The 12,733-nt window shown below is 63.3% G+C and carries 10 protein-coding genes (1 of these 10 running past the window's edge); 8 read left to right on the top strand and 2 right to left on the bottom strand.

Annotated features, from left to right (window positions below; genetic code table 11):
* Nucleotides 1-8: 8 nt before the first annotated feature.
* The 6 genes from prfA (at nucleotide 9) to NKH02_RS12380 (ending at nucleotide 8,110) form a co-directional block, all read left to right on the top strand.
* On the top strand, nucleotides 9-1,088 hold the full coding sequence (gene prfA, locus NKH02_RS12355; RefSeq protein WP_352867779.1) for a peptide chain release factor 1: 1,080 nt from the start codon (nucleotides 9-11) through the stop codon (nucleotides 1,086-1,088).
* Nucleotides 1,081-1,959, top strand: a complete 879-nt coding sequence (prmC, locus tag NKH02_RS12360; protein WP_352879040.1) for a peptide chain release factor N(5)-glutamine methyltransferase — start codon at nucleotides 1,081-1,083, stop codon at nucleotides 1,957-1,959. The genes prfA and prmC overlap by 8 nt, the downstream gene beginning before the upstream one ends.
* Before the next feature lie 307 nt (nucleotides 1,960-2,266).
* Nucleotides 2,267-3,184, top strand: a complete 918-nt coding sequence (locus NKH02_RS12365) for a DUF4167 domain-containing protein (protein WP_352879042.1) — start codon at nucleotides 2,267-2,269, stop codon at nucleotides 3,182-3,184.
* Nucleotides 3,185-3,406: 222 nt separating this feature from the next.
* Nucleotides 3,407-6,013 (top strand): ATP-dependent chaperone ClpB, encoded by a 2,607-nt coding sequence (gene clpB, locus NKH02_RS12370; RefSeq protein ID WP_352879045.1) that lies wholly within the window; start codon nucleotides 3,407-3,409, stop codon nucleotides 6,011-6,013.
* Nucleotides 6,014-6,073: 60 nt separating this feature from the next.
* Nucleotides 6,074-6,439, top strand: a complete 366-nt coding sequence (locus NKH02_RS12375; protein WP_352879048.1) for an MmcQ/YjbR family DNA-binding protein — start codon at nucleotides 6,074-6,076, stop codon at nucleotides 6,437-6,439.
* 150 nt (nucleotides 6,440-6,589) lie between these two features.
* Complete coding sequence (locus NKH02_RS12380; RefSeq protein WP_352879120.1) at nucleotides 6,590-8,110, top strand: L,D-transpeptidase family protein; 1,521 nt, start codon at nucleotides 6,590-6,592, stop codon at nucleotides 8,108-8,110.
* On the opposite strand, the gene NKH02_RS12385 is transcribed toward NKH02_RS12380, so the two are convergent.
* A complete protein-coding gene (locus tag NKH02_RS12385) occupies nucleotides 8,084-8,716 on the bottom strand; it encodes a TMEM175 family protein (protein ID WP_352879050.1) in 633 nt (210 codons plus the stop codon). The two genes, NKH02_RS12380 and NKH02_RS12385, sit on opposite strands and share 27 nt — an antisense overlap.
* Nucleotides 8,717-8,868: 152 nt before the next feature.
* Here NKH02_RS12385 and NKH02_RS12390 point away from each other — a divergent pair, with 152 nt between their 5' ends.
* Nucleotides 8,869-10,428, top strand: a complete 1,560-nt coding sequence (locus NKH02_RS12390; protein WP_352879053.1) for an MFS transporter — start codon at nucleotides 8,869-8,871, stop codon at nucleotides 10,426-10,428.
* Between the two features lie 30 nt (nucleotides 10,429-10,458).
* Here NKH02_RS12390 and NKH02_RS12395 read toward each other — a convergent pair whose 3' ends face one another.
* Nucleotides 10,459-12,426 (bottom strand): M23 family metallopeptidase, encoded by a 1,968-nt coding sequence (locus NKH02_RS12395; RefSeq protein ID WP_352879056.1) that lies wholly within the window; start codon nucleotides 12,424-12,426, stop codon nucleotides 10,459-10,461.
* A 288-nt stretch (nucleotides 12,427-12,714) separates the two neighbouring features.
* Here NKH02_RS12395 and NKH02_RS12400 point away from each other — a divergent pair, with 288 nt between their 5' ends.
* Nucleotides 12,715-12,733, top strand: partial view of a hypothetical protein gene (locus NKH02_RS12400; RefSeq protein ID WP_352867760.1) — the 5' end (the start) only. The gene runs 278 nt beyond the window's last position; the window shows 19 of its 297 coding nt (coding positions 1-19); its start codon is at nucleotides 12,715-12,717; its stop codon lies off the right edge, out of view.

Consider the following 12,733-nt stretch of genomic DNA (forward strand, 5'->3'; position numbering starts at 1 on the left):
GCCTCATCATGGTCAACCTGCCCCGCGATCGTATGGATCAAGTCGTCAAGCGTTTCGAGATGCTCGAAGCGCAGATGTCGGCTGGCCCGGCCCCGGATGCCTATGTGCGGATGGCGTCCGAATATGCTGAAATCCAGGACATGGTGGCCAAGGTCAGGGCACTGCGCTTGGCCGAGCATGAGCAGGCCGACCTCGAAGCCATGCTTGCCGACAAGGGCACCGATGCCGAGATGCGGGCGCTCGCCGAGGCCGACCTGCCGGAGGTCGAGGAACGTATCGAGGCGCTGCAGAAGGACATCCAGATCCTGCTGTTGCCCAAGGATGCCGCCGACGACAAGAACGCCATTCTCGAAATCCGCGCCGGCACCGGCGGCGATGAGGCAGCGCTTTTCGCCGGCGACCTGTTTCGCATGTATGAGCGCTACGCCGCCGAACGCGGCTGGCGTTTCGAGACGGCCTCGGCCAGCGACGGCGACGCCGGCGGCTACAAGGAAATCATCGCCACGGTGTCGGGCAAGGGCGTCTTTGCGCATCTGAAATTCGAATCCGGCGTGCACCGCGTGCAGCGCGTGCCGGCGACCGAGGCGAGCGGGCGCATCCACACGTCGGCCGCCACCGTCGCCGTGCTGCCGGAAGCCGAGGAGGTCGACATAGATATCAGGCCCGAAGACATCCGCATCGACACGATGCGCGCCTCGGGTTCGGGCGGCCAGCACGTCAACACCACCGATTCGGCTGTGCGCATCACTCATTTGCCGACTGGCATCATGGTGGTGCAGGCGGAGAAGTCGCAGCATCAGAACCGGGCGAAGGCCATGCAGATCCTGCGCGCCCGCCTCTATGACCTCGAGCGTGGCAAGGCCGACGAGGAGCGCTCCGAATCACGCAAGTCGCAGGTTGGCTCCGGCGACCGCTCCGAGCGCATCCGCACCTACAATTTCCCTCAAGGCCGCGTCACCGACCACCGCATCAACCTGACGCTCTACAAGCTCGACCGGGTGATGATGGGCGAGCTCGACGAGATCATCAACGCGCTGATCGCCGATCACCAGTCGAAGCTGCTTGCCGACATCGGTATCGATGGCTGATCAACTGCCCGAGACGCTCGGGCCGCTGCTGCGGGAAGCGCAGGCTCGGCTTGCCGCTGCCGCTACCGATGATCCGGCGCTCGATGCGCGGCTGATCGTCGAGCATTTTTCCGGCACCACGCGTACGCAAGCCATCGCGGACCCCGAACGCAAGGTCGACGCTGGCGTCGTTGCCCAAATCGATGCCGCCTTAAGGCGCCGCGCCGGCGGCGAGCCGGTGCATCGCATCCTAGGCTATCGCGAATTCTATGGTTTGCGCCTGTCGCTGTCGCCGGAAACGCTGGAGCCGCGGCCGGATACCGAAACGCTGGTCGACGCGATGCTGCCTTTCGTCAAGGCAATTGCGGTCCGGGATGGCGCATGCCGCATCCTCGATCTAGGCACCGGTACCGGCGCCATCGCGCTGGCGCTGCTCAGCGCCGTGCCGGCCGCGATCGCCACCGGTGTCGATCTGTCCGCGGGCGCGCTGGCGACGGCGACCCGCAATGCCGGGCAACTGGGCCTTGCAGGGCGGTTCACAGCGCTCCAGTCGGACTGGTTCGAAAAAGTTTCGGGCCGGTACCATGTAATTGCCGCAAACCCTCCCTATATACCCTCCGAAGACATTGGAAATCTGCAGGACGAAGTCCGCAATTTCGACCCGCGCCTTGCCTTGGATGGCGGCGCGGACGGTCTGAACCCCTATAGGATCATCGCTGCGGAGGCGGCGAGATTTTTGGAAACTGAAGGCAGGATTGCGGTCGAGATCGGCCACACGCAGCACGACCAAGTCTCGGAGATATTCACTGCTGCCGGCTACGTGCCGGGCGGTGCTTTTCGGGATTTTGGCGGAAACGACAGGGTTCTTGTCTTTGAAAGGATAAAGCCTTGACGCAGTGCAAAAAGCGCTTGGCAATGCCGGGGAATGCGGCTAGGGTCGCCTTAACCGGATGAGACGAAGCAGGCAGTGCTCTTAGCGATTCGGTTTTCCTTGGAAATAGCTGCCTTCTTGCGCAACCGATGCCCAAGCTTCGTGCGGGAATCGTCCGGCAAGTGATGTAACCGGAACAGGATGGCACGTGGCGCCAACGCAATTGATGCGGGCGAACGCCGGTGAAGAGACGAAGCGGCTGGCTGCATGAGCGCCTCCGTTCGTGAAGAGTTTTCGAAAATTTCAAGATGACAATGAAGAGAGTTTGATGAGGCCACAACAGCAGAACAGGCGCATGCGCGGTCGCAACAACAGTGGCGGCGGCGGTAGCAACAATAACAACAATAACAACAACAACCGCAAGGGGCCGAACCCCCTGACGCGCAACTACGAGAGCAATGGCCCGGACGTCAAGATCCGCGGTTCGGCTCAGCAGATCGCCGAAAAATACGCCACCCTTGCCCGCGACGCGCAAAGCTCCGGCGATCGGGTCATGGCGGAGAATTATCTCCAGCACGCCGAACATTACAATCGCATCATCGCGGCCGCGCAGGCGCAGATGCCGATCCAGAACACGCAGCAGAATCGCGATGATTTCGATGATGACGGCGACGAGGATCGCGACGATTTCGACAATACCGGCAACAACAACACTGTTTCCGACGCCCAGGTGCCGGTGATCAACCATGGCGCCGGCCCGCAGCCGGTCATCGAAGGCATGCCGGCCGAGGTTGCGCTCAACCGGGAAGGTGGCCGCGACAATAGCGGGCGCAACATTGGTGGCCGCGACAACAATGGTGGACGCCATCGCGATCGTCGCCCCAATGGCGGTTACGGCCAGAGCGGCCAGCGCGACTATTCATCGTCCGCCGAGCAAGGTGGTCAGCCCCAGAGCAACGAGCCCGCAATTCAGGGCGAAGCCGCTTCGCCGACCGAGTCCGTTGCGGCGGCCGAACCTGCTCCGTTGTTCGAGAACCTTTCGCCAGCGGGCCTTGCCGCCCGGGCCGAGCTCAATGAGGCGGCCGCCGAAAGCGGTGCTGCCCGTCGCCCGAGGCGTCCGCGCCGTCCGCGCGTCAACGCCAATCAGGTCGAGGGCGGTGGCGACAATGCCGAAGCTGGCGAGGTGGCTGCGGCCCCGGCCGACGGCGGCAACGCTGAACCGGCCATTGTCGACATCGACAACTGATCGAACGACATTTCAAACACTTTGAGCGGCGGGGAGAAATCCCCGCCGTTTTTGTTTTGTGCCGCGATGGAATATTATGCGTTGACCGACATCAAGGCGCCTTGAGACAGCATGGCCTATGCACCATATCTCGGCTGAACAGGATCCGGCTCGAATGGGCGGATTCGTCACCGCAATCTGATCCGGTGCCGCAAAGCGGGCCGGTGATGGAAGGAGACAGATATGAACCTTGAGAAGTACTCCGAGCGCGTGCGAGGCTTCATCCAGTCCGCGCAGACCATGGCGCTCTCCCGCAACCACCAGCAGTTCACGCCTGAACACATCCTGAAAGTGCTCGTCGACGATGACGAGGGCCTGGCCGCATCGCTGATCGAGCGCGCCGGCGGCAACGTCCGCGACGTCAAGCTTGGCGTCGAGACGGCGCTCGAGGCGATGCCCAAGGTCGAGGGCGGCAATGGCCAGCTCTATCTGGCGCAGCCGCTGGCAAAAGTGTTCTCGACTGCCGAGGAACTGGCCAAGAAGGCCGGCGACAGTTTTGTCACCGTCGAGCGGCTGCTGCAGGCGCTCGCCATGGAGAAATCGGCCAAGACCGCCAACATCCTGGCCAAGGCTGGTGTCACCGCGCAGGCGCTCAACCAGGTCATCAACGACGTCCGCAAGGGCCGCACCGCCGATTCAGCGAGTGCCGAACAGGGCTACGACGCGCTGAAGAAATATGCGCGCGACCTGACCGCGGATGGGCGTGCCGGCAAGCTCGATCCGGTGATTGGCCGTGACGACGAGATCCGACGCACCATTCAGGTGCTGTCGCGCCGCACCAAGAACAATCCGGTGCTGATCGGTGAACCGGGCGTCGGCAAGACGGCGATCGCCGAAGGCCTGGCGCTGCGCATCGTCAATGGCGACGTGCCGGAATCGCTGAAGGACAAACAATTGATGGCGCTCGACATGGGCGCGCTGATTGCCGGCGCCAAATACCGCGGCGAGTTCGAGGAGCGGCTGAAGGCCGTGCTCTCCGAAGTCACCTCGGCCAGCGGCAACATCATCCTGTTCATCGACGAGATGCACACGCTGGTCGGCGCCGGCAAGGCGGACGGCGCCATGGATGCGTCGAACCTGTTGAAACCCGCGCTTGCGCGCGGTGAACTACACTGTGTCGGCGCCACCACGCTCGACGAGTACCGCAAGCATGTCGAGAAAGATGCAGCCCTTGCCCGCCGCTTCCAGCCGGTGTTCGTCGATGAGCCGACGGTGGAAGACACCGTTTCGATCCTGCGCGGCCTGAAGGAAAAATACGAGCAGCACCACAAGGTGCGTATCTCGGATTCGGCGCTGGTGGCGGCGGCGACGCTGTCCAACCGCTACATCGCCGACCGCTTCCTGCCGGACAAGGCGATCGATCTCGTCGACGAAGCCGCATCGCGACTGCGTATGCAGGTCGATTCCAAGCCCGAAGCACTGGATGAGATCGATCGCCGCATCATGCAGCTCAAGATCGAGCGCGAAGCGCTGAAGGTCGAGACGGACGATGCCTCGAAGGACCGGCTCGCCCGCCTGGAAAAGGAACTCGTCGGCCTCGAGGAGGAATCGGCCGAGATCACCGCCAAGTGGCAGGCCGAGAAGCAGAAACTCGGGCTCGCCGCTGACCTCAAGAAGCAGCTCGACGAGGCGCGCAACGACCTTGCCATCGCCCAGCGCAAGGGTGAATTCCAGCGCGCCGGCGAGCTTGCCTATGGCAAGATCCCGGAACTGGAAAAGAAGCTGAAGGAGGCCGAGGCCCAGGACGGCAAGGTCGGCATGGTCGAAGAGGTGGTCACTCCCGACCACGTAGCCCATATCGTCTCGCGCTGGACCGGCATTCCGGTCGACAAGATGCTGCAGGGCGAGCGCGACAAGCTGCTGCGCATGGAAGACGAGATCGGCAAGCGCGTCGTCGGCCAGGGCGAAGCGGTGCAGTCCGTCTCGAAAGCCGTGCGTCGGGCGCGTGCGGGCCTGCAGGATCCGAACCGGCCGATCGGCTCGTTCATGTTCCTCGGGCCGACAGGCGTCGGCAAGACCGAACTGACCAAGGCGCTGGCGAGCTTCCTGTTCGACGACGAGAGCGCCATGGTGCGCATCGACATGTCGGAGTTCATGGAGAAGCACTCGGTTGCCCGGCTGATCGGCGCGCCTCCCGGCTATGTCGGCTATGAGGAAGGCGGCGCGCTGACCGAAGCGGTGCGGCGCCGGCCCTATCAGGTCGTGCTGTTCGACGAGATCGAGAAGGCGCATCCCGATGTCTTCAACGTGCTGTTGCAGGTGCTCGATGACGGCCGCCTGACCGACGGGCAGGGCCGCACGGTCGACTTCCGCAACACGCTGATCATCATGACCTCGAACCTCGGTGCTGAATATCTCGTCAATCTCGGCGAGGACCAGGATGTCGACGCCGTGCGAGACGAGGTGATGGGCGTGGTGAGGGCATCGTTCCGGCCGGAATTCCTCAACCGCGTCGACGAGGTGATCCTGTTCCACCGGCTGCGCCGGCAGGATATGGGCCGCATCGTCGAGATCCAGCTCAAGCGGCTGGAGAGCCTGCTTGTCGACCGCAAGATCACGCTTTCGCTGGATCAGGAGGCGATCGACTGGCTGGCAGCCAAGGGTTACGACCCGTCCTATGGCGCGCGGCCGCTGAAGCGAGTGATGCAGAAGGAGTTGCAGGATCCGCTGGCGGAGAAGATACTGCTTGGCGACATTCTCGACGGCTCGACCGTCAAGGCGACAGCCGGTTCCGACCGGCTGAACTTCCGCTCGAAGCCGACGATCGTCGCGGCGGAAGCGGCGGCCTGATCCAACGCCGCGCGTCCATTCTGGACGCGCGGCGTTTTCATACGAAAAACGAGAGCACTGATGACGCTGGACGACTACAACAGCTTCTGCGCCTCGCTGCCCTCGACGACCCATGTCGTCCAGTGGGGCGGTGCCCATGTCTGGAAGGTCGGAGCCAAGGTCTTTGCGATCGGCGGCTGGGACCAGGGCGACCAACTTTTCGTGACCTTCAAATGCTCCGATATCGCCTATGATGTGCTCAAGGAGCAGCCGGGTCTGCGGCCCGCGCCCTATCTTGCCTCGCGCGGCATGACATGGATCCAGCGTCGGACAAGCCAGAGCATGGATGATAGTGCGCTGAAGGACTATCTGCGCGAGAGCCATCGCCTTGTCGCCCTGAAGCTGACCAAGCAGGTGCGCAAGGAATTGGGACTTGCCGCAAGCTAGATAATATTCGCCGATGCGCCGGAAACCGCCATCTTCATGCCCGGTTCATATTGGAACCATATGGTGACTAACTGGTTTGCTGGCGAAGGGGTTCGCCTTACAGGGACACTGCCGGGCGGCGGCAATTACGGACCGGAGAGCTTCGCCACCATGCTGCGCACGATCTTCACCCTCTCGGTACTTGCCGGCGGGTTTTTATCTTCCAATGCCCTTGCCGCGCCGACGCAGGACAGCGCACCACCGATTGTCCGTGCCGCCAATAACGGTGGCGTCCTGCTCGCGCAGGACGGCAATGTGGACATTTATTACGACGCCAGGGGCAACCGCGTCATTGTCGATGCCGATACCGGCAAGGTCATCGCCATCCAACCGCCGCAGACGCGGCTCGACCGTCGAGTGCTGCGTCGCGAGACACGGCTGCGCGAACTGGGCCGCGCCCCCGATGACAATGACCGCTACTATCTCGACGATCCGGAAGACATGGCGCGGTTCCGCCGCAAGCAACTGGAAGAGGAAGGCCGGGTCATCCCGCCGCCGGCGGACGAATACGATCCTAACGGTGACAATTCCGTGGAAGCCTATCCGCCGCCACTGCAGGACGATGGCAGCTACGACAACAATTTTCCCGATGCACCGCAGCCGGCAGAGCCGCGCACCATCACGCGTCAGCCGCTGGACGAGGCCTCGATAGACTCTGTCGAGCCCGCGGCACCCACCGAACAGGCCATGCCCGAGGATCAGGCGGGACTGCCGCCGAAGATCGGCGGCAAGACCATCGACCCGTCGCTTTCGCTGGGAGCACGCCAGGACGTCGCGGCGCTGCAGGCGCTGCTCGACCGGGGTGGCGCTTCGCCTGGCGTCATCGACGGGCGATTCGGTTCGAATGTCGACAAGGCACTCGCCGCCTACAACCAGATCACCGGCAGCAATCTGCGATCGACGGATGCTGTCGGCATCCAGTCGGCACTGGCGCAATCCGGCGGCGACGCTTTCGCCAACTACACGATCACGCCGGAGGATGCGGCCGGCCCGTATGTCGCCTCGATCCCGGAAGACTACAGCCAAAAGGCGCAGCTCGACCGGATGGGCTATACGTCGGTGACCGAAGCGCTGGCGGAGCGCTTCCACATGGACGAGAATTATCTCAAGGCGCTCAACCCGGACCTCAACTTCAATCGTCCCGGCACGATCATCAAGGTCGCCAATTTCGGCAGGCTGGTGTCGACGCCGGTGGCTCGCATCGTCGCCGACAAGGACAAGAAAGAGGTTTTCGCCTATGATGCCGGCGGCAAGCTGGTGGCAGCCTATCCCGCCACCATAGGCTCGTCGGATACGCCGTCACCGTCCGGCACGCATGCGGTGTCGCGCGTCGCGCTCGATCCGAACTACACCTACAACCCCAGCATCAATTTCAAGCAGGGTCAAAACAACAAGGTCCTGACCATTCCGCCAGGCCCGAACGGTCCTGTCGGCTCGGTTTGGATCGCGCTGGACAAGCCGACCTACGGCATTCATGGCACACCGGACCCATCGAAGATCGGCAAGACTGAAAGCCATGGCTGCGTGCGCCTGACCAACTGGGATGCCCGTGAGCTGGCCAAGCTGGTTTCGCCGGGCGTGACGGTGGAGTTTGTCGGCGGACCTTCAGCCGATGACTTTGCGCAGCAGTGAACTCCGAAGTGCGGCGGCATAGATCAACTGCACGACCAGGATGAAGCCGATGCCGAGCAAGGGATTGACGAATGACAGTGCGGCGCCGATCGCCCACAGGATTTGCGCCTTGACGATGCGCAGATAGACCGTGCGTTTCGTTTCCGCGTCGATGCCCTCTGCCAGGAAGCCGTTCTTCTCCGCATAGCGCCAGCTGGCGAACAGGGTGACGCCGAGCATCAGCAGATTGAGCCAGTAGACCAGCGCGGCGGTTCTGAACTCGAGGAAGTCGGCCAGAAGGTCGGTCGAGAACGGCAGCAGGGCGATGAAGGCGAGAAAGCAGAGGTTCAACGTCGCAAGCCGTCGGTCGGATCTGGCGATCAGACCATGCTGCGCCTGTTGGCCGAACCAGAAGATGGTCAGCGTCAGGAAACTCAAGGCGTAAGTCAGGAAGCGTGGCGCCAGTGCCGCGATCGCGGCAAGCAGCTCGCCTTCGGAATGGATCGCCTCGTGCGCCGGCACCCTGATTTCGAGAACGATCAGGGTAAGCGCGATGGCAAACACCCCGTCGGTGATGCCGACGATACGGCCGCGTCCTTCCGCCGATGCTTCAAGTGGCCGCTTCATCGATTTCTCCCCGTTGCAAATTCCCAGGAAACCTAACATGGCTGCCGCCGTTTGCATCAGAACAGGCACAATCCCGGCAATGTGGCTGGTTTCAACAACAGCAAGCCACTGGCTGGTTGTTGCCGATGCACTGGAGGTCTAAGCAAGGTTTCATGCATTCACCAAGTGCCGCCGCCGCCGTCCCGCTGACCAGTCCGGGCACGAATCGAACCTTCTGCCCGCAAGCGCAGCGGCGATTTGTGCTGATAGCGGCCATCCTGGCCTCGGCGCTCGGCTTCATCGATGGCTCGATCCTCGCCATCGCCACGCCGGCGATCCGCGTCAACCTCGGCGCCAGCCTGGCGCAAGCGCAGTGGATTTCCAATGCCTATGCGCTGACGCTCTCGGCGCTGATCCTTGCCGGGGGTGCCGCCGGCGACCGATTCGGGCTGCGCCGCGCCTTCGTGGCAGGCATTGCGCTGTTCGTTACCGCTTCGCTTGCCTGTGCGCTGGCGCCGAATGCAATTGTGCTGATTGGATTTCGCGCGGTGCAGGGCATCGGTGCGGCCATCATGGTGCCGGGCAGTCTCGCCATCATCGCCAAGGCCTATCCGAAGAAAGAACGCGGCCGCGCCATCGGCATCTGGGCGGCGGCGTCGGCACTGACCACGGCGCTTGGCCCGGTGTTTGGCGGCTTCGTGCTGTCGGCCTTCGGCGACGGCATCTGGCGGGCGATCTTCGCCATCAACCTGCCGCTCGGGCTGATCTCGATCTATCTCCTGCTGGCCAAGGTTCCAGCCGATGCGGCGACGGAGAAACGCAGCCTGGACCTTGGCGGTGCCGCGCTCGCCACATTGGCCTTCGGCGCGCTCGCCTATGGACTAACCTCGATAAGTGCCAGCGGCGAGGACCACATGTCGGGGCCGAGCATTGCAGCCGGTGTCGCGCTGCTTGTCGTCTTTGTCTTTTTCGAACTTCGGCAGCGCGAGCCGATGATCGACCTGTCGCTGTTTCGCGTCGGCGCTTTCGCCGGCGCCAATGTCGCGACGTTCTTCCTCTATTTCGCGCTGTCAGCCAATCTTTTTTATCTGCCGATGCTGCTGATCGCCGGCTGGGGACTGAGTACGGCCGAGGTCGGCTTCATCTTCCTGCCGCTGTCGGCATCGATCGCGCTTTTGTCAGGGCCGGTCGGCCAGTTGTCGGACCGGATCGGCCCGCGTTTTCCGATCGCCTGCGGCAGCCTCGTCGTGGCTTTCGCCTTTGCCGGACTTGCCTTGCTCGCCCATGCCGGCATCCACAATTTCTGGACGGGGACATTTCCGCTGATGGCGCTGATGGGGCTGGGCATGGCGCTGGTCGTGTCGCCATTGTCGACCGCGATCATGACGGCGGTGGAAGACAAGGATACGGGTGCGGCCTCCGGCATCAACAATGCCGTCTCGCGCATCGGCGGCCTGATCGCGGTGGCGGCAATGGGCTCGCTCGCCGCCTGGGTCTACGCGCATGCGCTGGATGGCAATGAAACGCCCGGCGTGCCAGGCTTTGGCGAACCGGCAACGGTAGCGCTTGCACCCGCCGTCGACGCGGCAAGGCTTGCCGCGAGCGACGCTGCGTTTGCCGCTGTCTCCGCGGTGACAGCGCTGCTTTGCCTGCTTTCGGCTGTCATCGCCTGGACGACCATTTCCGGGCAACCGCTGCCATGGCCGCGGGATGCCGAAAATCCGCAAGGCTGAGAAATTCAGCAAGGATGGAGGCCGACGGGATCAACCGTCGATCTTGGCGCTCGCAACCTTCAGCGAGTCACTGTCTTCCTGCTTCAGCAGATCGTCGATGCGCTCGCGCTCGCGCTTGAAGGCGACGAGGTCATCGCCTTTCAGCACCTTGCCGACCGGCAGCCGGACGCGCATCGAATCGACCTTGGTGCCGTTGACGATCAGCTCGTAGTGGAGGTGCGGACCGGTGGAGAGACCGGTCTGGCCGAGATAACCAATGATCTGCCCCTGGCGCACGCGCACGCCGGGTTCGATGCCTTTGGCGAAGGCGCTTTGGTGATTGTATGATGTCTCGTAGCCGTTGGCATGGCGCAGGATGATCTGCTTGCCATAGCCGCCGGACCAACCCGCCTTCTCGACGACACCATTGCCAGCGGCGATGATCGGCGATCCGATGGGAGCGGCCCAATCGGTGCCGGTGTGCATGCGGACATAGCCAAGGATCGGATGTCTGCGGGCACCAAACCCGGAGGTAAATCTGCCGTTGGGCAACGGGTTGCGCAGCAGGAACTGCTCGGAGCTCGAGCCGTTCTCGTCGAAATAGTCGGTGCTGCCGTCCTGCATCTGGAAGCGGTAGAAGTTGCGCGTCTGGCCGCCGAACGTCGCCGAGACGTAGAGAAGCTCGGAGCTGTCCGAGGTCTGGTCGTCGCCATCGGGCTGCGAAAACAGCACTTCGATGCGGTCGGCGGGGTTGAGCCGGGACTGGAAGTCGACGCCAGACGCCAGCAGCTTGATCAGCTGCTTGGTCATCGCCTTGGACATGCCGTACGAATAGGCTGTGCGGTAGATGCCGTCATAGATGTTGGGCAGGTTGCCGCGCACCACCACCGGAGCCGACGAATCATCGAAGGCCGTCAGCAATTCGGGATTCGGATCGGGTTCCTGCGCCGGCACATACTGGCCGCGATCGTCGAGCGCGATGGTGACGATGTGCTGTGTTCTGTCGTAGACGCTGGTGCGCACGACCTTGGCGGTATCGCCATGAACCTCAAGCCCGACACGCAGCACGGTTCCGGCCTTGAGCGCTGTCGCGTTCAACAGCTTGGCGATCGCTTCGGCCATGCCGGTGGCGTCTTCACCCGTGTAGCCCGAATCAGCAAAAGCCTCGGTGACATCGAGATCCTTGGTGAAGGGGATGATTTCCTCGGCGAAAGCCGGCGCCTGGTCGTCGGCGGCGGCGCGCGGCGCCACCGAGACGTTCTCCGGCACGATCTTGACGTCATAGGAGCCCGCCATGCTCTCGGCAAAGGCCTCGCCGAACCGCTGCGGGTCGACATAGTGAAGCGAAGCAACCTGCACGGCGCCGTCGCTGAGATCGGTGCCGGCCTCGCGCACCACTTTTTCCACCTCGTCGGCAGACAGGTCGCTCTTTTCGTCGAAGGAAGCCGTCTCGACCGGGAAATCGACGGTCTTCAGGCTCATCTCGCTTTCGACCTTGGCGCCGTAGATCTGGCCGGAGGCGGCCGAGGCTGACGCCGGCTGAGCACCGTCGTCGCCATCGTCGCCGAACACCTGCATCGGATCGAAGGGCGGGTAGGCGCGGCTGGTGGTGTGGCCCGCGGCGAGTGCCATCTTGATCTGCACGAAAGGCATGGTGTGGATGACGTCGCGGTCGCCGACCTTTGTCACCATCGACACTTCCATGCGCCGGCGGTCCTTGGCCTTGGCGATCTGACGCGGCGCCACCAGCCTGGTCGTCTTGGCGACCTCGCCGGAATCGCCGTTGCCGGCAAGACTGATCAACTCGGCGATCTCGGGTGGGGTGGCCAGCTGCTGGCGGCCGTCAAGGGCGGCAAACAGCGCCACGCCCATCAGCACGCTCGAGGTCACGCCGGTGAGAAAGGTTCCCGACAGCCAGCGTGCAGAAACCTCGCGCCGGTCGGGCGGGCCGCTGCGGCCGTCCGCGATAAGCGGCGGCTCGTTGCCGAGTTTGGCTATGACATCTTCCGTGTCTGGCATCCAGAAAGGCTGCTTCTTCCCCGGGCGGAACGGCTTGTCGCTTTGTTGTGGCCGTGACATTTGCCTGTCATGGCAGGTGAAGTCAACGAAGCGCCAGGCTTCGACCGAATTCCCCCTCGCGCACTTCTCTTATAGAGCGCTCTACAAAGGGCGGCGATGCACCCTCTATTGCAAGGCTCATCGCGCACGCCTCTATGAGGCTCTTGAAGAGGCACCGCGCGGTTGGCGCGGCGCCCACTTCGTTGGCCTTGGTGTCGAACGGCAATGCGGCGGCAATAGGGCTCCTTCGTGGCCGTCCAACCCGTGC

Source organism: Mesorhizobium sp. M1396, from assembly GCF_040317725.1.
In the GTDB taxonomy this organism is placed as follows: Bacteria; Pseudomonadota; Alphaproteobacteria; order Rhizobiales; family Rhizobiaceae; genus Mesorhizobium.